Here is a 25,915-nt window from a genome sequence, read left to right as displayed (position 1 = left end):
CCCCTTTGCATCTGCAAAGGCTGCTGTATATAAAACAACGGAACCGGTCGATTTCTTTCATCCTTTTGTAATATTTTTGAAACTTTTACAGGAAGGAGGGCGCGTATGCGCGTAATCGATATCTCCCGGGAGCTGTTCCACACGCCGGTCTATCCCGGAGACCCGGAGCCGCGCCGGGAAATTGTGCGGCGCATGGAGCTGGGGGATTCCTACAATCTTTCCGGTTTCTATACCGGCTGTCACAGCGCGACGCATGTGGATGCGCCGCGCCACTTCATCAGCGACGGCAAAACGGTCGACGAGCTGCCGCCGGAGCGTTTTATGGGCCGCTGTACCGTTGTGGCGGCGAGCGGAATTGTAACCGGCGCGGATATTGACCGCATCATGCCGTACTGCGAATCCATCGTCCTGTTGAAAGGGAACGGAAAAGCGTATCTTTCCCAAAGCGCCGCGTTCGCTTTGGCGGATGCGGGCGTAACGCTGGTGGGAACCGACGCGTGGAGTATCGGCGCCCCGCACGCGGAGGCGGAACCCCACATCGAACTGCTCAGCGCGGACATTCCCATCTTGGAGGGCCTGGATCTCTCGCGGGTTTTGGAGGGGAATTACACGCTGGTGGCCCTGCCGCTGTTTTTAAAGGGGGCGGAAGCATCCCCCGTACGCGCGGTTCTTTTGGAGGACGACCCACCGGAATACGGGTTTTAAAGGATCTTTGCACCGGCTTTGCCTGATGGCGGAGCCGGTGCTTTTTCTTTTTTGACGGTATATGCTTGTTTGCTGAAACGGAATCCTTCATGTGTTGACGCAACAAATATTATTTATATTTGCTTATAATATTTCTCATATAATCTTGTTTTTGTGGAATAAACCGATATACTGTTCTATATGTCGTTGGACATGGGATGGACATATTTGAAAAGGTTTAAAAAAGAAGAGAAAGGTAACCAGGTACATGAAAAGAAAATTGAAGAGAAGCATCGCTGCTTTATTGGCGGCACAAATGATTCTGACACTCCCGGCGGGAACCAGCGTCGCTTTTGCGGCCGAAGTGCCGGAGCAGGGCAATGTTCTGGAGGCATTCGACGGCTGGACCAGCCGTGTCACAGATGAAGCCATCGAGGTAAATGTGCTGGCCTTTGGCGCGGACCCAAGCGGCAAGACGGACTCTGCCGCCGCGGTGGAGCGTGCGCTGGCCTTTGCAAAGGAAGAACAGGAGAAAAACCAGGGCAAGGCGGTCCGCCTGCTGTTTGCAAAGGGTGAATATGGCTTCTGGTCGGATTACGCGCCGGTGCGGGAGCTCTACGTCTCCAACACGGTGGGAACCAACCAATCGTATAAGGACAAGCATATCGGCATTCTGGTGGAGGATATGCACGACGTCACCATCGACGGCGGCGGGTCCATGTTCCTGTATCATGGAGATATCACAACCTTTGCCAGCATCCGCTCGGAAAACGTCGTGTTCACCAATTTCGATTTTGACTTTGCCAGCCCCACGGTTGTGGACGTAACGGTGGAATCCAGAGAAGGGGACTCCGTTGTGGCTTACATCCCGGAGTGTTACAACTATACGATCGACGGAACCAATATCCGCTGGGAGGGCGAGAGAAGCCCGGTCACCGGCGCACCCTATTGGAGCGGTTCCAACGGCCTCGCTTACACGCAGATTTACGACTATGCCAGCGGTAAAACCTGGCGTGCCTCCAACAATTTGTTCAGCAATGTCAGCCAGATCGAAGATCTCGGCGACAACCGGGTCAAAATTACATACAGCAATACGGGCAATATGCCGCCGGTCGGCTACTGCTACCAGATGCGCAATACCACGCGCACCACACCGGGAACCTTCTTCTGGGAAAGCAAAGATGTGACTGTCAAGGACGTCAATGTGCATTTTCTGCACGGCTTCGGCATGGTGGGTCAGCTTTCCGATACCATCACGCTGGACAACGTCGATTTTACCCCGCGCACCGGTTCCGGACGGACCACCGTGGGTTTTGCCGATTTTATCCAGATGTCCTCCGTCAAGGGCAAGGTGACAGTCAAAAACTGTACCTTTACCAACCCGCACGACGATCCGATCAATATCCACGGCACCTACCTGACGGTGGGCGCAGTCAGCGAGGACAACAAGACCTTTACGCTGAATTACCGGCACAATGAAACCGGCGGATTCCCGCAGTATTATGTGGGCGACGAAGTCGAATTTGTAACCAAGGGGACGATGATTCCTGTTGAAGGCGGTACGGCGCGCGTTGTGGCGGTGGACGGCCCGCACGCGGATAATCTGAACCAGATTCAAATTACGCTGGACCGGGCGGTGCCGGGCATCACAGGCGGCGGCAACAGCTATGCCGTTGAGAATATTACCTATACGCCGGAAGTGGAGATCACCGGAAACCGCTTTGTGGAAACACCCACCCGTGGAATACTGGTCACCACACGGAAACCGGTTCTCATCAAGGACAATTATTTTGACGGTATGGGCATGGCCAGCATCTTCATTTCCTGCGACGCACAGGGCTGGTATGAGTCCGGCCCCGCGCGCGACGTAACCATTACGGGCAACGTATTTGACCGGCCGCAGAGCAACGCGATCCTGATCGAGCCGACCAACCCGTCAAACGACCCGGATTACCAGATTCACCAGAATATCAAAATTACAGATAATGTATTCAACCTGTCCGGGCCCAATCCGATCAACGCGAAGAGCGTAAACGGCCTGACCATCGAGGGGAATACCTTCCGGCGGTATGACCCGGACGTGCAGATGAACCTTTCCGCGGACAGCCTGTCCCTTGCGGCAGGCGGCAGTCTGGCAACCAGACTGGACAAGTCCGGCAATACCTACAGCGCGCAGATGTACCAGCTCCGCGCCTGTAAAAATGTCACGATTGCGGATAACGTGTACGACGCGGGCCTCAACCTGCGCGCCAATACAGCGGACGGCACGACGGCGGACGATGTAACAATTATCGGGGAAGACACCGTGCTCAACGCGGCGAACCAGCTGCCGGGGACCGGGCCGGTCAGTTATGTCAGTTCCGACCCATCCATCGCGGAGGTGGACGCCAACGGCGTGGTGCATGCGAAGAGGAGCGGCACCGTGGAAATCTGGGCATACACCACCTGCGGCGACCGCATTTTTGAATCAAACAAGCTCTCTTTGACCATTGCGGACGCCGGAGCACAGGAAAAAGCGCCGGATGCAATTGTGGTTCACGGCGATCAGAACGTTCTGGAAGTGGGCGGTTCCGCGTCGTTTACGGCGGAAGTGACGCCGGCGGACGCCGCACAGGAGATCGTCTGGAGCGTGCGCGACGCGGCGACAGGGGAAGCGGCTTCGTTTGCCTCCATCGACGGGGACGGCGTATTGCATACGACTTCCTATGGCGTGGCGGAGATTGTAGCGGCCTCCGCGGCCAGCGGTGCGGTCTATGGAACCAAGCTGGTCACCGTGAGTAAGCCTTCCGGCACGGGATTGAATGGAAAGTGGAGCATCCAGCAGAGCGACGATGCGCGCTGGCACCTGAATGCCGAAGATAAGAGTGTCAGCATCACCGGCCAGGGCGGCGGTATGTGGGCCGGCGGAACCGGTGCACGCAACGTGTTTGTCACCGACGCGCCTGAGGGCGATTTTACCGCAACGGTCAAGCTTTCCGGCAAGACCAGCGGGCAGGGCAACGACTGGGAGGAAGCCGGACTGGTCATTATGAACGATCAGAACAACTATATTGCGGCGGTCCGCAAGAACAACGCGGGCACCCCAAAGCTGGCGGTCAACAATGAAATTAGCGCCAGTCCCAAGGAAAGCCTGATGGACGATGCAGCAGAGATGGACATTTTCCTGCGCATCGTCAAAATGGGCACCAGCTTTGCCTGTTCCTATTCTGCGGACGGGCAGAACTGGACGCCTATTGCGCAGACGGGTGACACCTCCTCCAACAGCGCCTTGACTGGTTCTGGCCTGAAGGCTGGTTTCTATGCAGGCAATAAGGACAACGGCAAAACATACACCTTCTCCGATTTTGTCCTGAACGGCGAGGAAATCCCGCTGGTGGACAACAATACCGCGCCGTCCGCAGCGGAGGCGGCGATAGCCGGTACCCCGGCGGCGGGTGAAATACTGCATGCCGAGTATGCATTCTCCGATCCGGAAAACGATGCGGAAGGCGCCACCCTTTATCGTTGGAGCGCAGCGGACAGCGCTGAAGGGCCATTCTGTCCGATTACGGGTGCAACAGGAAAAGACTACACAGTACAAAGTGCGGATGCTTCCCGTTATCTTCGTGTGGAGGTTGTGCCGGCGGACGCGTACGGTTCCGCGGGTGCGCCTGTGGCGAGCACAGCAGTAAAAGTTGCAGACCGGGAAGCGCAGCCGGATAATGCTCTATTGGAATCTGTATCCCTGCCCTCCGGCCTGGCGCTGGATCAATCGTTCCAGGCCAACCGGGAGACGTATGAGATAACCGCCCCGGCATCCCTTTCCTCTGCGTCGCTTGGCTTTACAGCGGAACCGGGCGCTTCTTTAAAACTCTGCCTCAATGGAACGGAAGTCGCTTCGGGAACCGGTACGCTGGCGGGTGAAATTGTCTTTGCGGAGGATGGGAACGTTCTCACGGTGGAAGTGACTTCCCCCGACGGCCAGCATCAAAAGACCTATACCTTTACCGTTGCACGCAAGGGCAGCAGCGACGCGCGTCTGGTCGTCTTTGAGGCCGACGGCGTGGACTTCCCGGCTTTCTCCGCGGACCAAAAAGCGTACCTGACCACAGCGGAGACGCAGCAGCGCTCCATGAACCTGCACTTAAAGACTGCCGAGGACACAGCGAGAATTTCCGTGCGCGTAAACAACCGGTTGATTGCCGACAATGAAGACAATGAATTTACGCAGGACATTGCTTTGGCGGCGGGCGGCAACGTGGTAGAGATTACCGTGCGGGCACAGGACGGCAGCACCAGGCTGTACCGCGCCGTTGTGTTCCGCACTGGCTCCTCCAACGCGGACGCGGCCTCAATCAGCGCAGTAGAAAAATTTAACCCATCTGTGACCGACTATGTGGTGACGGTGAACGCTGATGAAAACGGCGTGCTGCCGCTGCGCGTCACTCCGGCGGATGAGAACGCCAAGGTGAGCATCACGGCAAACGGCGTCTTTACGGATTCCGGCTCCGCCGACGTGCAGCTGGAAGACGGGCTCAACACAATCATCGTCAAGGTCACGCCGGAAACGCTGGAGAAGCCAAAATATTATACGCTGACCGTGCGCAATCAATCGGATCATGACGCGGGCCTTGCCTCCCTGGCGCTGGATGGTGCAAAGCTTTCCGATGCCTTCCAGACGGATACGGTTTCCTACACGGCGAAGGCGGACAGTGGAAAGCTTGTTTTGAAAGCGAATGCTTTTGAGCCGCAGGCAAAGATCGCCGTGCTCTGCGGGACACAGAAATACGAGGCGACGGGTTCCATCACGCAGGAAGTGGCCCTCTATGAGGGTGTAAATCCCATCTACGTGCGCGTCACCTCCCCGAACGGGCAGACTGTCAGAACCTATGAAGTAGTGACCGACGCTTCGGGCGCGGCGTATCTGTCCGATATGGAGTGGCAGAGCGCAACCTGCGGCTACACAGGAATTATACAAAAGGATCAGTCCTTTGACGGCAATCCGATCCGCCTGCTGGGTGAGGACGGCGTGGTCAGCTATGAAAAGGGCTTCGGCGTACATGCAAACTCTGTCATTGTCTACGATGTGGCGGGCAAGGGCTATACCGGTTTCCACACCTTCGTCGGCATCGATCAGGAGATTACAAAGCCGAACGAGCCAAATATTAACTTTACGGTACTGGTCAACGACGAAGTGAAGTTTGAGCTGAAAAATGCGAATGGCTATACCAAACAGGCGGAAGTGAATCTTCCGCTGGATGAGACCGCGCAGACCGTTACGCTCAAGGCGGAATACGTGGATCATGACTGGAGCGCACACTGCTCCTGGGGCGATCCCAAATTCATCACACCGATCGGGGAGGCGCCGGCTGCCGAGCGGCAGGTGCAGTCCGTCAAACCGGTTGCAGCAAAGGAAGTCGGCCTGCATACCGTATTTGCAGATACGGGAATGCCGGATATGGTCGACGTCGTATTGGACGACGGTTCGGAAGCGGCACTGTCCGTTACATGGGTCGGCGGTTATGATGCGGCCAATGAGGGCGAATACACGTTAAAGGGGATTTTACAGGCGACGGAGCGGATTTCCAATCCGGAGGACTTGACAGCGGCATGTACCGTTGCGGTCCAATCGGACATTGCAGTGGAACGCACACTGGACGTGATCTTCCCGGCAAAGAACGCGCAGCTTTCCATTGCGGGAGAAGACCTCAAGCTTGCCAACCTGATCGGAAAATACGAAGCAAAGGTTATGGCAGACGACGATGTAACATTGACCTTTACCCCCACAGTAGAAGGCAGAGAGTTCGCGGGCGTGACCGTCAACGGCGAACCGGCAATCCTGAAGGATGCAGAATCCTATACCTACACCGGCAAGATGCCGAACGCGGATACCGATCTGCACTTTGCGTTCACCGTTGTGAATAAGCAGGTGCTGCGCACCGTGATCAATATTGCGGAAGATCTCAAGGGCGGCAGCGAATACAACGCGGCGGTACCGTCCGTACAGAAGCTGTTCGACGCGGCGCTTGATCAGGCGGTTGCAGTCGAGGCACAGGCGGACGCATCGCAGAAGGACATCGACAGCGCGTGGGCAAAGCTGCTCAACGTCATCCAGCACCTGAGCTTTGCAAAGGGCGACAAGACCGTTCTGCAGGAAGCGCTGGACACCGCGGCGGCCTTGGAACAGGACGACTACACAGCCGGAAGCTGGGCGGCATATGAGCTGGTTCTGGCGGCGGCGCAGGAGGTCTATGACGACGCGGACGCGATGGACAAGGAGATCCGGGAAGCGGCGGCGGACCTGAACGCGGCGATGATTGCCCTGGTCTACAAGGCGGATTGGGAAACGCTGAACACGGTACTTGCACAGGCGGAGGAGATTGAGAAGGTCCTGGAGGAAGAGTACCTTCCGATTGGCCAGAAAGCCTTCCGCAATGCGCTGAATGCGGCAAGAGAGCTGGATGCGGAGGCATCCCAGAAGGAGATCAACGCGGCGGCGGATGCGCTCACAAAGGCAATGGAAGCACTCCGCAGAATCCCGAACAAGAAGGCGCTGGAGGATCTGCTGGGCGAGACGGAAAACCTGAACCTCAGCAAATACACCGCATCCAGTGCGAACCAGTTCCGCTCCATGCGGAATGCGGCGCTGGCAGTCGCAAACGATCCGGATGCGATGGAGCAGGATGTGGAAACGGCTTACAAGAATCTTCTGGCGGCCAAGGCGGCTCTGGAAGTGAAACAGCCGTCTGCGGCAAAGAAGAACGGCAGCTCCGCACCGGTGGCGTATAACACCTACGGTGCGGACGGCAGGGTTCTGGTGCAGCTTGGCGCGCCGTCTGTCCGCTGCGATACGACGGGGACGCTTACGCTCCGGAAAGGCGAATCGGCGCTGATGCGGGTCACGGTTTCCAATGGAACCGGCTTTGCGCCGAACTTCACCGTGGGCAACGGCAGCGTGCTGAAGACGCAGGCAGTATCCCGGATGGGCAGCGTGTACACCTACCGCGTGTGGGCGGTCGGCACGCCGGGCGCCAGCACGGGCGTCTACACCCAAATATCCAACAGCGAGCCGCAAAAGCACTGTACCGTCACCATCGTCTGATGAGGCGATGACATTATAAAATCCCCCGGACGGAACGCAGATTTGTTCCGTCCGGGGGATTTGTTTGGAGGTGTGTTATGTTCGTGTAAAAGTGTTATGTGCAGTCAGGATAATTTCAGGAACGCCAGTACCATCAGCAGCAGGCCGCTCAGCCAGGACAGGTCGAGGGAAAACCGTTCTGCCACTTTGTTGCCGACAAAACAGCCGAAGCCGACTGCGATGATGTTTGCGGCGAGAGAAAAAATCACCGCCTGTACAGGATCGACGCTTGCGATGGCGGCGCCGAAGCCGACCGCCAGGCCGTCCAGGGAAAGGGCCACCGCCAGCGGCGCGGCCTCTGCGGGGGAGAGTGTTTTGGAGCAGTCGCAGTCCGCATTTTCCGGGTTGGCGTATACGTCGAGGATGAAGTCCAGATGGAGAGCGGAAAAAGAGATCTTTTTATGCAGACCCTGCGCTTTGCGGATCATCGATTTCAGCGCGCTGTCGCAGAGTTTGACAATACCCAGCAAAAACAGGATCGCAAAACAAACGATGCCCGCCAGATGGGCGGGAACATAGGGGCGCACCAATGTGCCGAGGGACAGGGAAACTGCAAGGATCGCGCTGCACACCAGTGTGATCACCGCGACGGAGCGGAACGGGATTTTGATTTTGTTGGTGCCGTAGGCGAAACTGGCGACGAATGCGTCTACAGAAAGCGCGGTCACCAGAACCAGCGATTCCAGCGCCGCGAAAATGGAATTGCCCAAGCAATCACCGCCTTTTGGCTTTTTTCCATTCTATTCCGTGCGGAAAAAAGCGTGACAGCGGATCAATCGACAGCAACCTCTTGCAAAAGCAAAATCCCGGCGCTATAATAGCGGCAGAAGGAGTGATCAAAATGTTGGATACAAAAGTAACGGAACTTTTAAATACGCAGATTAACAAGGAGCTTTATTCGGCCTATCTGTATCTGGCCTTCTCCAATTACTTCACGGACGAAGGGTTGGACGGCTTTGCCAACTGGTACCAGGTGCAGGCGCAGGAGGAACGCGACCATGCGATGCTGTTCCTGAAATATCTGCAAAACAACAGCGAAAAGGTGACCCTGGAGGCGGTGGAACGCCCGGTGCAAACCTTTGAGAGCCACCTGATTGTTCTGGAGGCCGGATTGGCTCATGAGCGCTATGTCACGGAATTGATCCACACGATCTACGACGCGGCGTACGCGAAAAAGGATTTCCGGACCATGCAGTTCTTGGACTGGTTTGTCAAGGAGCAGGGCGAGGAAGAAAAGAACGCGGAGGATCTGGTGAAAAAGATGAACCTCTACGGCTCCGATCCCAAATCGCTCTATATGCTGGATACGGAGCTTGCGGCGCGCGTTTATGCGGCGCCTTCCCTTGTGCTGTAACACAGGAAACATTTACCGGCGGCCGCGTGATGCGCGGCCGCTTTTCTTTTGTGCCATTTGATGCTATACTGAAATCTACCCATGCAAAAAAGGGAGAATGAGAGGGAAAAACATGAAAAAGATGATTGCAATGCTGGCTGCCTGTGCGCTGATGGCTTCCACGGCGGGCTGTGCGTCCCTGGTAAAGCTGGACGGCGCCGCGGACCAGAATCAGGCGCTGGGCCGGATCATGTCCGATTTGACCGGCGAAAATATGCTGACGGACAGCGACGGGCGCAGCGTGCCTGACACAGACTTTCTGCCGCTGCCGGATTTTGAGGCGCTGGAGCCGAACACCGTATTTGATGTGGACTGGAAGTCCGCGGAAGGGGACTTTATGGCGGGCACGTCGTTTCTGGCCAAGACCAATTTGAGCGACCGGCCGCTGCTGTTGACCGCCTGCCACTATTTTGCATCCGATGAGATGGACGTGAACCTGCGGGATTTGACCGGCTACATATCGGGCGGCGACTTATATGATATCCTCGGTGATGGAAGTGAAATCGCGGGAACGGTGACCGGCGTTGTGCCGATTCCGGACGCGAGGTCCGTCTCCGAGAATGGAAGCTCCGACAGGGACCTCGCTGCGTTCTATGTGGACGGGGCCGTGGGCGGGATTCCGTTTGCGGCGGACCCCTGTAAGATGGGCGACGTGATCTACATGGCGGCTTGGCTCGACCACGAGAATTCCACTTATTACGACGACTGCCTGTATCCCTGCGTGGTGATGCGGGACGACGGCAAAGAAATCGGCTATATCCTCAGCGACGAGTTCAGCACGCAGGGCGCGAGCGGCGCGCCGTTGCTGAACAGCAAGGGAGAGCTGGTGGGTATTCACATCGGTTCCAACGGCTCGATCCGGTATGGAAATTCCGCGCAGAGTATCCGGGAACAGCTGGAGAACGCGCTGGCAAAATAAAAACCGTCTTTATGGAGAACAACAGGAGAGAAACATGCAGGACTTTCTGAACCGGCCTTTCCCGCAGCTGATGCGTAAAACCAGCGAACGGCTGTATATCCGGCCCCATCCCCTCTTGCAGCCGTATATCGCGCACTATACGTTTTCCTATGCGGTGCGGGAGGACGGGCCGAAAACCCTGCGGCTGGTTCCGGATGCGAGTGGCTGTCTGGTGTTCGCCTTTGGCCCCGGGAAGGTGGAAGGGCATTTCTGGGGGCCGACCACCCAGACCGTGGAGGTTACAAACGACCTGGATCTGGTGCAGCGCTTCTTTGTGGAGTTCCTTCCCTGCGGTGCGCACCGGTTTTCCGGGATTCCGCAGCGGGAGCTGACCGATGTGCGCATGTTTTCCGAGGTATTGCAGCCATTTTCCGGCCTGATAGAAATTGCAGAGCAGGCGGCGGACCTGCGGCAGCTGGTGGAGCAGACGGACCGGTTCTTTTTAAACCGGCTGGAACGGGGGCCGGAGGCCGGGCTGCCCGCGCTGCTGCTGCCGGAGCTGCAGCGGAGGCACGGAACGCTGCCGGTCAAGGCGCTGTCGCAGGAGAGCTGCTACAGCGAGCGCCACTTAAACCGCCTGTTCCGGGAGTCCCTGGGGATGGGCGTCAAAACGTACAGCCGGCTGTTGCGCGTCAACGAGGCCCTGCGGGTGATGCAATCCGGCGGCATGCGCCTGACGGACATTGCGTACCGCCTGCAATACTACGATCAGGCGCATTTTATCCGCGATTTTAAATCGGTCTGCGGGGTGACGCCTTCCGCGTATGTGCGCGAAAGGGAGGCCTTCTATCACGAGAGCTATAAATTTCCGGCGGCGGAAGAACAATAAAAAAACAGTACGTATCGCTGCGATACGTGCTGTTTTTTGTATATTCGGAATCGTCCCATCGGGGAAGCAATTCCCGCCAGTTACAATTCCATGGGGTATTTTGTCAGGCGAGATATTCTTTATTTTGCACCGCCTGGCTGCCCGTTAAAACGCCGCCTGCCGCAACGAGGGCGTTAAGAATCAGAAAGACAGCGGAAATCTACCAAAGAGAAACCGCGCCGAAAAATCCGAAACAACAGGACAAAATAAACCCGCTTACCTCAAATACAACGATGATGCTCCCATAAGCCCTGGTCTTTTGTCCTCCATGCCGATAACAGCCCCCTGTATAAAGGGCTGAATGGCAATCATGACAATTCCGATCCTGATCGATCCGAACGGGAACAGGGCGATATGTCCCGGCAGGTTGCAGACCAGCGCCATCGGAAAGGACTTTCCGTAGTGTTTTTCTCCAATAAACACGCAGAAAGAGGGAAAAAGGCATCTTTCCAAGCTTGTCAATGCGCCCGTTCCTCAGGGATTTCTTCCGCTTTTTTGCCGCCTTCAGCTGTGTGCGGATGAGACAAAAGCCGGTGGCAGAACAGACTCAGCCCACAAGTCCGGCGATCCATATAAAGGAACCCATACAACATCTCTCCATCCGTGTTGGATTTGGTTTTGTCCAGTATACAGAAGCCGGAATTATAACGAATTTATCAGTTGGCTTCTGCTGTTTCCAATTGAGACAGGCTGCCAAAGGTCTTTTTGGAAACAAGGGCGGTCACAGAGGCAATCAGCACACCGGCAAAAATGATTACATAGGTGGATTCCGACAACGCCTCAAACAAGAAGCCATACATCGCCTGCCCGACGGGCTGGGAGCACATGGCAAGCGCCAGCACATAGGCGATGACCTTGCCAATCAGGTGGTTGGGCGTCTCCTTTTGCAGAAAGGACAGCATCATAACGCTGAACAACGTGCCCATCGCCATGAAGAGGAAGCCACAGGCGGTGATGATCACATAGGAGACCATGGCGGGCGCGCCCATCAGCAGGGAAAACCCCATCGGCAGCAGGACCAGTGCCGCCGCCAGCAGGACCAGGTGCATCTGCCGCAGAGAAAGGCGGGACGCCAGCGCGCCGGTCAGAATGCCGCCCGCCAATGCGCCGCCCGCTAAAAGGCCCTGTGTCAGGCTGTAAAGCGAGTCGGGAAGCTGCAGCGATACCTTGATGAAAGAGGGGACGCCCACCGTGACCATGGCGCTCAGGAACAGATTGAACAACGAGACAAAGACCAGAACCTTTAAGATAATGGGCCGTTCCCGCGTCATAAAGTGCAGGCTTTCCTTCAGGTCGTTTTTGACAGTGGCCAGCACGCCGCCGGAGGAGTCCAGCTTCTGAAAGGGGATGTGAATGAAAATCTCCATCACTGCGGAGACAAAAAAGCTGGCCGCGCTGGCCCATACGACGGGCGTCAACCCCCAGACGGTATAAAGCAGGCCGCCCAGGATGGGGCCCAGCAGGCTGGAGAGCGCCTGCACCTGGTTGATAATGGCGTTGGATTTAAGCAGGTTTTCTTCACAGGACAACACAGGAATGCTGGCCTGCACCGCCGGCTGATAAAACGCCTGAATCACAGAGAGGCACACCAGCATGACGGCGATGAGCACCGATGCGTTCCCGGCGCCGGATAAGAAGCCGAACGCAACGACCAGCAGTGCTGTGATGAAATCAAGCGCAACCATAATGTTCCGGCGGTTAACGCGGTCTGCCACCATCCCCGCGATGGGAGAAAACAGAATCATGGGAATCATGGAGATTGCCAGCACGGTACCGAACAAAGCGGTGGAACCGGTCCGGTCCAGCAGGTACAACGGCAGGGCAAAGCGCAAAATGGCATTGCCGAACAGGGAGATGATTTGGCCGATGACGACCAGGGAAAAATCCCGGTTCATGAGCTTCTGGTACAAGAATACCGCCCTCTTTCAAAGTAATATAGGATGTAATGTTTAACGCAGGAAGTGATTGATAGATACCGGACGACGGTATGAAAAGGGAGAAAAGAAAAGCCATTCATACAAGAATGGCCTATTGCGGAATAATGCTGTCGCGAAAATCGATGGCTGCGGCCCAGACTTCCTCATCAATGATATGCAGTCCAAGGTTATCCAGAAAATCCGCCAGGTAGCGGAGCTTCAGGGTAAATTCCTCCCGGCTCACAGAGAATACAATGGGATTGATCCATACGTTTACCAACAGTAAAATGGTTTCTGCCGCCTGCTGAGGGTAGGCGATGGAAAGGGAGCCGTCCGCATTTCCCTCTTCAATAATTTCCTGCAGCATCGGCGCCATGGAAATACATTCCTCCACCGTCTGCGTCAGAAAGCGCGGGTTTTTTAAAAGGGAAGGAAACAGATGGAACATTTCGCGCTGCTTTTTGTTGGACAGCGAAAGCAAAAACAATTGGCGAATCTTTTGGAATCCATTCCATCCTGGTGCGTTTTTAATCTTATCAAAAGGATTGATTTCCGCGGTGATGTGGTCGCAAACGGCGTTGACAATGTCGTCCTTCGATTTGAAATGGTGGTAAATCGCGCCCTTGCTCAAATCGCCCAGTGCGTCTACAATATCCTGAATGGTGGTTTGTTCATATCCTTTTTCCCAGAACAGCTTGGTTGCCGCGTCCAGAATCCGGTTTTCCGTAATTTCCGGGTATTTGTTGCGAGCCATGCAGGCGCCTCTTTTCATACATTCGTTTGGTATGTATTCAGTCTATCATGCTCCAGCTTCCCTGTCAAGTAAAAACTGGATGCGTATTTCAAATCAGGTGGAGTTTGCGCAGCGCTGTGTCGACGCCGTCTTCCTGCACGGTTCCGGTGACAAATGCGGCGGCCTCCTCCAGCCGCTTTGTGTGGCGGCCCATGGCGACGCCGGTTCCCACAGCGGCAAGCATGTCATAGTCGTTGTCTGCGTCACCGAACGCATAGGCTTTTTCGCGTGGGATATGAAAATACGCCAGGACTTTCTCCACGCCCAATCCCTTGGAGACACCCTTTTGCCCGACATCGCAGGCCTGGTTGCCGGGTTGGTCTGTAATGTCGTACAGGCCGCCGAAGTCGTACAGAAAGCGGTCCCGCTTGTCCATCGCGTCATACATGACCATCAGCTTGTTGATTTTCAATCCATCCAAAGAGGGCAGCGGCAGGAAATTTTCTTCAGGAAAGCCGTATTTTTGCATCATGCCCTGAAAATAGCGCTCCTTCAGGTCTTTACAGTAGCAAAGGGCGGGCGTCTCCAGCACATAGTTGATTTTTGCCCCGTCGAGGTAAGCCGTCAGATCGCGCAGTGCGTCGGGAGCGATCGCCCGGTCGTGGATCACGGCGCCGCCGCATTCGGCGTGCGCGCCGTTTGCGGTGATATAGCAGTCGAACCGCTGCAGGCCCGGCAAAATATAACATTCAGAGCGCCCGGTTGCAAGTACGGTGAGGATATTTTGCGCCTGCAGGCGCAAAATGGCTGCACAGGTTTTCGGGGTAGGGGAAAAGACGCCGGCCGGCCCGTCGATGAGCGTGCCATCCGCGTCGAAAAATACAGCGCCCTGGTAGGTTTGTGTCATCTGTTTCATCATCCGCCTTTCCCGATCCGCCGAATGGCGGTTTTTCACACCCATGCATTTTACCACCGTGCAGCCCGGCGGTCAACCGACGTTTTGTTTGCATCGCGGGATGGGGTATGCTATAATGACCGCACGGCGTGACCAAAATCGGAGATTTTGACGCCTGAGCGAACATTGATCCGTTGTGATGGAGGCAATGCCTCTCTATGGAATAATGACCGCACGGCGTGACCAAAATCGAAGATTTTGATGCCTGAGCGAACATTGATCCGTTGTGATGGAGGCAATGCCTCTCTATGGAATAATGACCGCACGGCGTGACCAAAATCAAAGATTTTGACGCCTGAGCGAACATTGATCCGTTGTGATGGAGGCAGTGCCTCTCTATGGAATAATGACCGCACGGCGTGACCAAAATCGGAGATTTTGACGCCTGAGCGAACATTGATCCGTTGTGATGGAGGCAATGCCTCTCTATGGAATAATGACCGCACGGCGTGACCAAAATCAAAGATTTTGACGCCTGAGCGAACATTGATCCGTTGTGATGGAGGCAGTGCCTCTCTATGGAATAATGACCGCACGGCGTGACCAAAATCGGAGATTTTGACGCCTGAGCGAACATTGATCCATTGTGATGGAGGCAATGCCTCTCTATGGAATAATGACCGCACGGCGTGACCAAAATCGAAGATTTTGATGCCTGAGCGAACATTGATCTGTTGTGATGGAGGCTGCGCCTCTTTTATGCTATCATACAATTTATTTAGGTATCAGCCTGTTTATCCGGCCTGTAATTAAAGGAGGTATTCTTATGGTATATCCGCCCAATTCGCAGCTCCCGCAGGAGCGTGTCTATGTGCCGTATCCGGCGCAGCCGTCGGCTGCGCCAAATCCATATATGCCGCCGGCCGTCCCCTGTGACCGGGGCAACCCGGAGGAAAAGCGGAGCCTGGGCAAAACCGCCTGCGGCCTGTGCTGGATGCTGGTCGTCGTTGTGGCGCTGATGGTGTCCATTCCTTCCGCCGCCAATCTGTTCCTGCAATCGGTCGGGTTCCGATGGCTGGGAAATAACGAGTACGGCGGGTACACGCCTCTTTTGTATTATCTGGTCAACGGCGTCACCTATATCCTGGCGTTTGCAATTCCGCCGTTGTTTTATCTGAAAATCAAGCACATTTCCCTGGCCGACGCGCTCCCGTTCCAGAAGACAAAGTTTGGCACCTCCCTCGCTTGTATCGCTTTGGGGATGGGCGTCTGCATGCTGGCGAATTACCCGGCAAACTGGGTTGCCGACCTGCTGGACCGTATGGGCGTGAACGGCACGCTCCCGGATTCCCCGCTTAACGGCGAACCGTCCATTCAGATCCTGTATTTTATCTCGTTGGCGGTGATCCCGCCCATCGTGGAGGAACTGGTTTTCCGCGGGGCGATTCTGCACGGGCTGCGCCGCTTTGGAGACGGCTTTGCGATTTTGGGTTCCGCGTTTCTGTTTGGTATGTTCCACGGCAACTTTATCCAGATTCCGTTTGCGTTCCTGTGCGGGCTGGTACTGGCGTTTGTCGTGGTCAAAACGGGAAACCTGTGGGTATCCATTGTTATCCACTTTATCAATAACGGGATGGCGGCGGCAATGACCCTGCTGGAACGGCAGATAGGGGATGGAATGGCAAACGCCCTGTATATGCTGGCGTTTTATGTCTGGATCGTGCTGGGGATCATTGCGGTGATCTTCCTAGCGGTGCGCAGACAGCGTTTCTTTTCGGTGGAACGTTCTGCCAGCACGCTTCGCAGTTCGCAAAAATTTGGGAAACTGGTGGGCAATGCGGGAGCCATTGTGCTGCTTGTATACTGTATTCTGTCCTGTTTCCTGATGCTGTATCTATAGGAGGAACTTTTATGAAAAAACAATTGGAGCCGGCGGATTACGAGTTGCTCGCGTGTGCCCGTGAGGCGATCGTGCGCAATTATGACGCGGAACAGTTTCATCATACGGTCGGTGCGGCGGTGCGGTGCGCCGACGGGCAGATCTTTACCGGCGTCAACCTGTATTCCATGCACGGGGCCTGTGCGGAGCAGGTGGCGCTTGGCGCGGCGGTCACGGCGGGCCAGCGGGAGTTCACCTGCATTGTGGCGGTGCGCGGCGCGCAGGGGGAAGAAGTAGTCCCACCCTGCGGCAACTGCCGGCAGATCTTGTTGGACTACGCGCCGAAATGCGCGGTAATTTTGGAGGATACAGAGGGGATGTTCAAACTGTATGCCGAGGAATTGCTGCCGTTTGCATTCCGGGTGGAGGGATGAATTCTGGATACGCGGGATGAAACCTATATGCGCGCGGCGCTGGAGCTTGCCCGGCAGGCGGCGCTGGAGGGAGAGGTCCCCGTTGGCGCGGTTGTGGTCTATGAGGGCCGGATTGTTTCCACAGGGCGCAACCGGCGGGAAACGGGCAAAAACGCTCTCTGTCACGCGGAGCTGGAGGCCATTGACGGCGCATGCCGCGCGCTGGGCGGCTGGCGGCTCTGGCAGTGCGAGTTGTATGTGACGCTGGAGCCGTGCCCCATGTGTGCGGGTGCAATCATCAACGCGCGGATTCCGCGGCTGGTATACGGCGCGGGGGACCGAAAGGCCGGCTCCTGCGGTTCGGTGGTCAATCTGTTTGCCTTGCCGTACAACCATGCGCCGCAGGTGGTTCGCGGCGTACTGGAAGAGGCGTGTGCCGCGGAGCTTTCCAGCTTTTTTAAAGAGCTGCGCGCCAAACGAAAACAGCAAACCAGGGAACCTTAGAATCTATTCCGGCCGCTTTTGGGCGGGACGTCGTTCTCGTTTCGACTTTCTTTCATATGTGCGCGACTTTTTTTAATGACAAACCCCCTCATGTAGTGGTTTTCTTACATGAGGGGGTTTATCCTATTCAGGCCGGGGAAGCATTATCCGTGATGGCCACCGGACTTGTGGCTGTGATGGCCACCGCTGTGGCTTGCGTGCGCTCCGCTTTGGTCGCATCCGGAGAGGCTGCAGCTGCTGTGGTGAGTGTGGCCATTGTTGACGCTGTGTGCCGCGCAGGTGATTCCGTCATGCTGGTGGACGTCGGTTAAGGTGCAGCCGCTGACCGTGCAGACCGGGTAGCTTTGTGTGGACGCCGCGGCAAAAGCGGATGTAGCGCCCATGGCTGCGATCAGAGCACCAGCAATTAAAATAGACGCTGTTTTTTTGTAAATCATTTTTCATACCCTCACTTTAAATTTTTTGTTTCTATCATTAGATACGAAATGGCGTTCCCAATTCATGGGGGCGGCACCATAAAAATAAAATTTTTTACTCCTTTTACCAACAAAAGTCGGTTTTGACTGCTTCTTTACAGCTGCAAATGCGTAAAGTTCGATTGGCTGTGCGAAAAAATTTGCAGAACCCTTGATTAACGGTATAATGAGAAAAGGGTGAGAGGGGAGAAACGTATGGGCGAAATTGCAGATGATGTATTGACCGCGCAGAAGGACCGCGGAAAAATGAATCAATTGATTGCCAATTACCTGCCATTTATAAAAAAACAGCTCTCCCGCCTGCGAGGCATACACATGGAATATGACGATATGCTGAGCCTGGCGATGCTTACCTTTTCAGGTTGTGTGCAGCAATATGCGGTGGATAAAGGCAATTTTCTGGCGTTTTGCAGTGTCAGCATTCGGAATCGATTGATTGATGAGAGTCGTAAACAGGCGCGGTATGAAAATAAAATTGTGCCGTTGTTTGCGAATGAAGATGAAAAATCCGCCTGTATGGCAGATGCGGAAGCTTATATCGCGGCGTATAATATGGAGCAGGAACAGAACTCTCTGACGCAGGAAATCGAGGCGTTTGCATTGGAATTAAAGGATTTCGGAATCGATTTCAATGACCTGCCGCGTGTCTGCCCCAAGCAGGCAAGATCGCGGGAGCTGTGTTTCAGGCTGGCAAGCGAAATTGTTGCAACCCCGGTGCTGTATTGTGAATTGAAAACGACGCACCGCATCGCGCAAAAGAGCTTATCCGCCCGGTTTGCTGTTTCCCCCAAAACGCTGGATAAGCATAGAAAATATTTGATTGCGTTGGTTGTGTTGTTATCCGGAGATTATCCGTATATCCAGGCGTTTTTGCCGAGCGCGCGGAGGTGATTCAATTGAAAACCGGTATTGTATTTAAAATAGAAGGACGAAAAGCGATTCTTTTAAAAGCGGATGGCTCCTTTGCCACAGTAAATGTAAAGAACGGCTGGAAAGTGGGGCAAACCGTGCCGGTTTCTGCAGCGCCCTCTAAAAAACATGTGGCGCTTTTGGGAGCTGTGGCAGCTTGCTTCTCTATATTGGTGATTGGCGGCTTCATCTGGAAGCAGCTCTTATCTGGACCGGTGGCGCTGGTCAGCCTTGACGTAAATCCTTCCATCGAGCTGAGTGTAAATCGTTTTGACCGTATTGTGGCCGCGACGGCTTTGAATGAGGAAGGGACACGGATTCTGGAGGAAACAGATATCAAGGATGTGGCCTGTCAGGAGGCGCTTGCCAATCTGTTAAACGCCGAAGAGCTTAAAGGATACCTGGCTGCCGATGCAGATGTAGTGCTGACCGTTTTTGCATCTGATTCAGAGGTGCAGGCGTCTCTGCTGTCTGAACTCCAGGCAGTGGTGGACTCACATATTTCCCTTTACGCAGAGCAGATACACGCGGAGTATCATGCGGTGGACGAGGATGTCGTGAATGGAGCCCATGGACACGGGGTGTCAGCCGGTAAATATCTTTATTTGCAGGAGCTTCAGGAGCTTGTGCCGGAAGCGGATCTTTCGGAGTTTAAGCATCACAGCATTGAGCAAATAAAAGGTGAAATTGAAACATGCCAGAAAGAGCATGGTATGGAGAGGGAGGATGCGCACCACAGCGAAAAACATGCTGCGCAGAAAGGCTGTGGGTAAACATACACTTGAAACAGCGGGGTTGATTGTTGAAGCCATCAGATGAAAATTTGCTGCGTATCATACATGACCGTTTTGCCAGCCAAACGCAGTTTTGCATTGAACGCGCGCGGAAAATATAAACAGGCCGCGGGTCCAGCAATCGTACTGGGCCTGCGGCCTGTTTTTACATGAAACACACTAAAAAGACGGGATTTTTTCTTCGTCTAAATCCTTTTTAGGAAAAATGGTCTTGAGAAGATTGCTTCAGCCGATTGTACCGTGCGGTAAGCTTGCACTTCCGATGAGTTCATGAACCAATCGTCCCTGTGCAGTGCTGCTGTGGACGTTCAACGTCGTTCGCGGACACGAAGTGTCTTACACACCTGCGGTGCTTTTCAGTAGAAGCTTTTTAAAGCAGGACACGTTCAAGCTCTTTTCACAAAGAGACGGCTTTCAGTGACAGCCATTAGATAACTGTAACCGTACAGTGTTTCTGTGCCGGATTGCCTGCCAGTGTGGTATACACACCAGTGCTCTGGCCCGGTGCGCCGACCGCCCAGACTCTGTAATAATAGACATTGCCGATCTGAGCGACAAACTGGGTCTTGAGCGCGTTGCCGTTGCCCACCGTGAAGCTCGGCGCTTGCCCATTCCCGTCGACCACGGTCATCTTGAAGCAGTACGCGCTGCCTCTCTTGAGGGTGAAGTTCACAGTGGTGTCGGAAATGACCGACGCGGCCTTTGCCACGTTTGCACCGACGGTTGCGGTGCCCTCCGCGCCGTAGGTGTTGGCGGGCGCGGTGTAGGTGGTCTTGCTGCCGCCGCTCTTGTTGGCGCCTTTTACCACCAGTGCGTTCTGTGCGCTGGTCAGCTGCTTGTCCGCGGACTGTACCTGCTGTTCGGTCGCCTGCGGATTGTTCAGCACGCTTCTGGCATTGTCCAGCGCCTTCTGGAAGGTGCGGACGCTTGTTGCGGTGTACTTGCTGGTATCCACGGTTTCCGCTTTCTCGACGGAAGCTTTTAAAGCGTCCTTATTCGGGATCAGGAGCAGCTTTGCCATGGCTTCGCTGAGTGCTGCCGCTGCCGCGTCGACTTCGTCCTGTGTGGCGTTGGTATTGTTCAGAACGTCTTCCGCGTCGGCAAGCGCCGCGCGGAACGCGTCCTTGCCGGCTTCCAGATACAGGTCGAGATCGATGCCGGAGGCGATGTCGAAGTAGTATTGCAAGGACTCCTTGTTGGTCGCCTCAACGAGGTTCATCAAAGCGTCTTTCAGGGCTTTGTAGGCCTTGTCCACGTCCGCTTTCAGCGGCTCCGGATCGGCGACCAGTGTTCTGGCCTCGTCCGCCGCGGCCTGCAAGGTTGCCCAGCTTGCCGGGGTATAGCCGTTTTCGTCCATAGCGTCGACGATGGACAGCAGGGTTTCCAGTTCCTCCGTGCTGCCTTCCGCGAAGCTCAGCAGGTGAATGGACTTGAGCATTTTGGACCATGCATGGTCGACGGATTCCTGAGAGGCGTTCCGGTCGGCGTAGACAGCCTGCGCGTTTTTCAGCGCGTTGTCGAACGCGGTCTGGACCGTGCCGATTGCCGCTTCGTATTCCGGTCCGTTTTGCAGCGCTTCCGCCGTGTCGATAATCTGGCGGAGGATCATTTTATTGACCAGGGTAAAGGTGAATTGCAGCTCGTCGCCCGGCTTGGCGGTATAGGTGAAGGCACTTTCTCCGGTCTCGCCGTCAAAATCGATCTGGGAGGAAAGGTCCTTGCCGTTGCAGGCGGCGGAGAGAAGCGTGCGGCCCTCGATGGCTGGGGTGAAGACCAGGGTCAAAGCCTCGTCCGTCTCGGTGGTATATAAGCCGGTCAAATCGGAGAGCGGCTGCTCTACGCCGTTGACGGTGAGGTTGGTGTTGACGGTATAGCGCACGGAGACCTTATTGGTTTCCGGCGGGGTGACGGGGGTGAAGTCCTCGGAGGACGGGGCGTTCATAGCGGAGTAGAGCAGGCGGGTTGCCAGGGCGGCGTCCATCTGGCTGGCGTTTTCCGGTATGGCTTCCGCATCGGAGATCGCGCGGTCCAGACGGGCCAGGCTTGTCTGGGTAAACGCGGAGGTGTCCAGCGCTTTGGCGTCCGCCAGCATGGCCGCCAGTGTTTTGCGGTCCTCGGTGGTATCGGCGCGGAAATCGGAAGCAATTTCCACCTCGTTGGAGGTCATGACCGTGCTGGTGCCGTTCAGGCCGACGAATTTCACATAGTAGGTGCCGCGTTCCGGGATGCTGACAGCCGTCTTGTCCGCGGTGAAGGGGCCGGAGCCCTTGTAGCCGTTGAAATGGAAGTCCACGTATTCATCAGTATACACGCCGGATTCCGTGCCGACCAGCGCTTTAAAGCTGGTGGCGTTGCCGGTCTTCGGATAGGAGATGCGCAGGGTATTGCAGGAGGAATCGACGGTGATCTCCTTTTCGTCCACAGTCTGTGTGGTGATCTCTTTGATCTCCTCGTCTGTCAGCGGGCGAACCACTACATTGTCCACCTCATAGGCGCGGTTGTAGCCGCGCAGGCCGATCTTGCCGGTCTTGTGCGTGTCGTCCATCAGGGTCGTGACGCGCTTGCCGTCGATGTAGAAAGCCAGGTAGTTGTGATAGGCGAGAACCTTCAACGTGTGCGGGCCCGCATCCAGCGGATAGGATTCATTGCGCATGGAGGTCCAGCCGTTGCTGGCTTTTCCGATTTCGTAATTGCTGCCGCTGATGCCGAAGTAATAGCCGTAGTAGTTGTCCGCGCCGGAGCCTTCCCGGCTGGTGCGGAAGATTATGCCCGAGTTGCCGTCGCCGTTGCCGATCTGTACCTCCGCCTGATAGGCGAAATCGCTCCAGGCCTCGTTGCCCGTGGTCGCTTTGACGTTGGTGCTTCTGCCAAGAGAAAGTTTCCCGTCTGCAATTTGAATCAAACCGGCGTCGCCGACCTTGGCCCAGCTGGCGTTGGAAGCGTCAGGGTCCGCGAAGTCATCGGAGAAATTCGCCTCCACGTAGGGCGGCCAGTCGGAGGGCTCTTCGCCGCCTTCGGAGAAGACCTCCAGGTCGGCTTCCTCGATCGGGCGCACCGTCACATTGTGTGTGGTGAAAGCCTCATTGTAAGAGCGCAGGCCGATGGTGCCCTTTTCAAACCGGTCGTCTTCAAAGGTGGTAATCAGTTCATCGTCCAGATAGACCGCGAACTGGCTGCCGTAGACCACAACCTTCAACTTGTAGGTTTGTCCGGGCTGGATATCGACGCGCATCGGCTTGAGATCGTTCCAGTTGCCGTTCGCAAAGCCGATCATCAGGCCGGGGCCTCTGTAAGGCTTGCCGGTCTCCGGCAGCGTTTTAACATCCAGCATGCCGATGCCGACAAAATAGCCGTGATAGTTGTCCGGGCCATTGCCGATCTGTGTGCCGCGGATCATCATGCCGCAGTTGTTGTTGTTTACAAGGTCGACGGAAAGCTCGGCTTCCGCCACGTAGTCGACCCAGGTTTCCGCATCCTGCAAATTCAGAACGGCCTTGACGTCCGGGCCTTTTTCAAAGCGGATCTGTGTTTTGGAGCCATCCTCGCTGGCCTGCAGCGCGACCTTGCCCTGCGGATCGTAGAGTTTCCAGTCCTGCTCCATATAATTCAGGGAGTTAAAACCGTTGTAGGTCGCCGCCGGTACGTTCGGATTCGGCTTGAGCCCGCCGGAGGCGGCCGGTTCAAAGGCCATCTCTTCAGATTCCCGCTCCACGCCGTCGATGGGCGCGATCACCTTGGCGTAATACGTCGCCGTCTGGTCCAGTCCGGTGAGAGCTGCCGTGCCGGAGCTGAAGCCGCGGGCAGTCTGCGTGTACACGCCGGGTTCCGTGCCGTAAACCACGCGGTACGGGGTCTCCTGCGGGTCCAGGTTGGTGGTGATTTTGATGCTGTCGCCGGTGCGGCGGGAAGAACCGATCTGGATATCCGTGATATTGCGGTCCACCGGGGTCACTTCAATTTCATTAACCTGCACATTGCCGGTGAAGCGGATATTGTTATACTGCTTCGCGTCGAAGCGGAAACCGCCGGAGAGCAGATTTTTCAGGTTTTCAATCGTCGCTTCGCCGGCGGAAAGGCCGATGGCGCTGCTGTACTTGCCGTTGATGACGATGGTGCCCGTGCCCTGTCCGGCGACGCGCAGGGTATAATTTGCCGCGGTGGGAACCACGACGTTGTCAAATTCCTGGTAAGTCACGCCGTTGTGGCGAATGGTTTTGGAATCGCGCTCTGCGGTCCGGACGACGGTGTCCGACGCCTCGCCGATGCGCGGGAAGTGCGTGATGCGCAGACGGCCGCAGCCGTAGGGGATCAGCTCGATGTCCTCCACCAGGCTTTCGTCGTAGGGGGTGGGGCCGTAGGGCTGTGGCCCGGCAATGTTGCCGTCCAGCTGCCATTCCGGGATAATCTGGCCCTTTGCCTTGAGCACGACGGGCGCGTTGTCCGTGCTGAACGGCTGCAATGCCACGTCTTCCTGTTCCTCGATCACAAAGCTGGATGCCGGGTCGTCTTCATCGACGATCAGGCCGTAGTTCCATTTGCTGGCGGGGAAGATTTCGCGCAGGGGGGACTGCTCCTGATGCTCGACCTTGAGCTCGCGCGCGTCGTTGCTGTCGTAGGTGCGCCAGTCCTCGTCGATTTTGAGACCGTAAACCAGCGGGCCTTTTTCGACCGCGACGGAGTCGTTGTACCAGGTGGAAGTTTCAATCTCGCTGGGCAGGCGGAGGTCGACCTCGTCGCCCGCCGTCCATGCACGGGTCATGGTGAAATATTCGCCGGAAACGACGCCGGACTGAACGTTTCCATTGACGGTTACAACGGGCGTTTCACACCACGCCGGGATGCGCAGTTTCAATTCAAATTCCGCCGCGTCGCCGTTATAGGTCAGATGGACGGCGTCCTTGAACGGATAGTCGGTTTCCTGTACAAACTTGGCGGTTTTGCCGTCCGCGACCTTCGCGGTGACGCTGTTCGGGCCGTAGGCCACGAGCGCCAGCCCGTCATTGGCGGTCGCCATCCACATGTTCTGCACAAATTTCGGCCAGCCCATGTGACAGTTGGAATAGCAGCAGTCAAAACCCAGCGGCGCGCCGAACGCGGAGCTGTCGCCGTGATCGCAGTCGAATTCGTGGTTGCCCAGCGTTGCCATCACCTGGTTTTGCAGGACGTAATAGGTGTGCCCGGAGAAATCCGGCGTATAGGCCGCCGGAAGCGCGTTGTAAGCCAGGCGCTCCATCTGGTCGCCAATCCACGCGTCGCCCAGCACCTTCTGTGCGATTTCCATGGAGAGCAGCCCCTCTACGATGCCGCAGGTTTCGGAACCGCGGGTGGAGCGGTTGTCCCGCGCGGCTTCATCGGAGTTGGGCAGGCCGTCGATGCGTCCATGGTCCAGGCTCATGTTGAAGATACCGTTTTGCAGGGCGGTGCGGTATTTTTCGCTCTGGTCCAGCTGGTAGTAGACCGGCGGGGTCTTCATGCCCTGGCTGGTGTTGACCACGTGCTGGCGCACAGTCGTGTTATTGTACTGGTCCTCCCAGTTAGTTGTCTGGCGCAGCAGCAGGGTGCCCAGGTCCAGCAGCCATTGGCTGGCGTCCGGATTTGCCGGATCGTATACGCGGTTATAGAACCAGAACACGCTGTCAATATTGTCGCCGCCGCGCGCATCCGCCCAGTTGCTCAGCGGGCGGTGGGGCAGCTCATTGAGCTGGTAGCGGAAATATTTTTCCATAAAGGGAAGCACGCGCGCGTCCGGTTCTCCGGCGGCTTCCGTTGCCTCATAGTAGTCGCGGATGGCCATCAGGACCGGCATGCGGGACCACCAGCTGTCGTTGCGCGGACCAAAAAGGCCGCTGTCGCGCTGGCTCTCGATGGCCCAGTCGATCCACTCCTGCGCCTCGGCTTTTAAACCGTCGTCGTCCAGCTCATAGGCCAGGGCGACCAGTCCGCGCAGGTAGTAGGGGCCGCGCTCCCAATCGTCGCCGCTTGAAGCGCCCAGCCACTGGCTGGTTTCCTGATTGTAATCGTTGTAGAGGTGCATGTTGCCCGTGAGGTTGTCCTTTTGCAGCAGCAGCTGGTTTTCCAGCCAGCCGCGCGCCTTGACCGCGCCCAGCGGCAGCTGGATCAGGGGCGTTTCCAGCAGTTCCCCCTGATTCGCAACATAGTTGGCATTTCCCCGCCGGTCCGCTTCCGAGACCGCAGCGGCGGACGGCAGCGCCATGCTGCACAGCATGGAGACCGCCAGGACACAGGCGGCCGCCCGTCTCCACAGTTTTCCTTTTCTCATGAATACTTCCACTCCTTGTCGTAATTGATGTTTTGCGTCCACATTTATATAAAATTAACTATACCAAAGGAAAAAGAGAAAGTATTTATAAAA

18 protein-coding genes are annotated in these 25,915 nt (G+C 56.0%); 11 read left to right on the top strand and 7 right to left on the bottom strand.

Going from position 1 to position 25,915, the window contains the following annotated elements; all coding sequences use genetic code 11:
* Positions 1-105: 105 nt before the first annotated feature.
* Together BN2106_RS13765 and BN2106_RS13760 are read left to right on the top strand one after the other, a co-directional pair.
* Positions 106-705, top strand: a complete 600-nt coding sequence (locus tag BN2106_RS13765; RefSeq protein WP_050699137.1) for a cyclase family protein — start codon at positions 106-108, stop codon at positions 703-705.
* Positions 706-952: 247 nt separating this feature from the next.
* Positions 953-7,765, top strand: a complete 6,813-nt coding sequence (locus BN2106_RS13760) for a cadherin-like beta sandwich domain-containing protein (protein WP_050699136.1) — start codon at positions 953-955, stop codon at positions 7,763-7,765.
* 104 nt (positions 7,766-7,869) lie between these two features.
* Here the strand turns inward: BN2106_RS13760 and ytaF are convergent, their stop codons facing one another.
* A complete protein-coding gene (gene ytaF / locus BN2106_RS13755) occupies positions 7,870-8,514 on the bottom strand; it encodes a sporulation membrane protein YtaF (RefSeq protein ID WP_242846333.1) in 645 nt (214 codons plus the stop codon).
* 131 nt (positions 8,515-8,645) lie between these two features.
* Between ytaF and BN2106_RS13750 the strand changes: the two genes are divergently transcribed.
* From BN2106_RS13750 to BN2106_RS13740, 3 genes are all read left to right on the top strand, one after another.
* Positions 8,646-9,158, top strand: a complete 513-nt coding sequence (locus tag BN2106_RS13750) for a ferritin (protein WP_050699135.1) — start codon at positions 8,646-8,648, stop codon at positions 9,156-9,158.
* Between the two features lie 112 nt (positions 9,159-9,270).
* Positions 9,271-10,116, top strand: coding sequence for a S1 family peptidase (locus BN2106_RS13745; RefSeq protein WP_050699134.1), 846 nt, complete (start codon positions 9,271-9,273; stop codon positions 10,114-10,116).
* 34 nt (positions 10,117-10,150) lie between these two features.
* On the top strand, positions 10,151-10,984 hold the full coding sequence (locus tag BN2106_RS13740) for a helix-turn-helix domain-containing protein (RefSeq protein WP_050699133.1): 834 nt from the start codon (positions 10,151-10,153) through the stop codon (positions 10,982-10,984).
* Positions 10,985-11,239: 255 nt separating this feature from the next.
* On the opposite strand, the gene BN2106_RS16295 is transcribed toward BN2106_RS13740, so the two are convergent.
* The 5 genes from BN2106_RS16295 to BN2106_RS16290 form a co-directional block, all read right to left on the bottom strand.
* Entirely contained in the window at positions 11,240-11,485 is a 246-nt protein-coding gene (locus BN2106_RS16295) for a hypothetical protein (protein WP_154666538.1), read from the bottom strand.
* 194 nt (positions 11,486-11,679) lie between these two features.
* The gene (locus tag BN2106_RS13735) at positions 11,680-12,933 is read right to left on the bottom strand and encodes an MFS transporter (protein ID WP_242846332.1); all 1,254 of its coding nucleotides are present in this window, start codon (positions 12,931-12,933) and stop codon (positions 11,680-11,682) included.
* Positions 12,934-13,051: 118 nt separating this feature from the next.
* A complete protein-coding gene (locus tag BN2106_RS13730; RefSeq protein WP_050699132.1) occupies positions 13,052-13,693 on the bottom strand; it encodes a TetR/AcrR family transcriptional regulator in 642 nt (213 codons plus the stop codon).
* 88 nt (positions 13,694-13,781) lie between these two features.
* A complete protein-coding gene (locus tag BN2106_RS13725) occupies positions 13,782-14,633 on the bottom strand; it encodes an HAD-IIB family hydrolase (RefSeq protein WP_050699131.1) in 852 nt (283 codons plus the stop codon).
* Positions 14,634-14,698: 65 nt separating this feature from the next.
* Positions 14,699-15,340 carry a hypothetical protein gene (locus tag BN2106_RS16290; RefSeq protein ID WP_154666537.1) on the bottom strand — a complete coding sequence of 214 codons (642 nt, stop codon included), beginning with the start codon at positions 15,338-15,340 and terminating at the stop codon, positions 14,699-14,701.
* 53 nt (positions 15,341-15,393) lie between these two features.
* Here BN2106_RS16290 and BN2106_RS13720 point away from each other — a divergent pair, with 53 nt between their 5' ends.
* From BN2106_RS13720 to BN2106_RS13695, 6 genes are all read left to right on the top strand, one after another.
* Positions 15,394-16,467, top strand: a complete 1,074-nt coding sequence (locus BN2106_RS13720) for a CPBP family intramembrane glutamic endopeptidase (protein WP_050699130.1) — start codon at positions 15,394-15,396, stop codon at positions 16,465-16,467.
* An 11-nt stretch (positions 16,468-16,478) separates the two neighbouring features.
* Complete coding sequence (locus tag BN2106_RS13715; protein ID WP_050699129.1) at positions 16,479-16,880, top strand: cytidine deaminase family protein; 402 nt, start codon at positions 16,479-16,481, stop codon at positions 16,878-16,880.
* Positions 16,881-16,883: 3 nt separating this feature from the next.
* Positions 16,884-17,363, top strand: a complete 480-nt coding sequence (tadA, locus tag BN2106_RS13710; RefSeq protein ID WP_278275362.1) for a tRNA adenosine(34) deaminase TadA — start codon at positions 16,884-16,886, stop codon at positions 17,361-17,363.
* A gap of 152 nt (positions 17,364-17,515) precedes the next feature.
* On the top strand, positions 17,516-17,674 hold the full coding sequence (locus BN2106_RS16285; RefSeq protein WP_154666536.1) for a hypothetical protein: 159 nt from the start codon (positions 17,516-17,518) through the stop codon (positions 17,672-17,674).
* Between the two features lie 360 nt (positions 17,675-18,034).
* Positions 18,035-18,730, top strand: a complete 696-nt coding sequence (locus BN2106_RS13700) for a sigma factor (protein WP_050699126.1) — start codon at positions 18,035-18,037, stop codon at positions 18,728-18,730.
* Positions 18,731-18,735: 5 nt separating this feature from the next.
* A complete protein-coding gene (locus BN2106_RS13695; protein WP_050699125.1) occupies positions 18,736-19,521 on the top strand; it encodes an anti-sigma factor domain-containing protein in 786 nt (261 codons plus the stop codon).
* 448 nt (positions 19,522-19,969) lie between these two features.
* Here the strand turns inward: BN2106_RS13695 and BN2106_RS13690 are convergent, their stop codons facing one another.
* Complete coding sequence (locus BN2106_RS13690; RefSeq protein WP_050699124.1) at positions 19,970-25,822, bottom strand: 3-keto-alpha-glucoside-1,2-lyase-like domain-containing protein; 5,853 nt, start codon at positions 25,820-25,822, stop codon at positions 19,970-19,972.
* Between the last annotated feature and the right edge of the window lie 93 nt (positions 25,823-25,915).

Source organism: Anaeromassilibacillus senegalensis, from assembly GCF_001261775.1.
Lineage (GTDB): Bacteria > Bacillota > Clostridia > Oscillospirales > Acutalibacteraceae > Anaeromassilibacillus > Anaeromassilibacillus senegalensis.
This window is presented reverse-complemented; position numbering and strand designations above follow the sequence as displayed.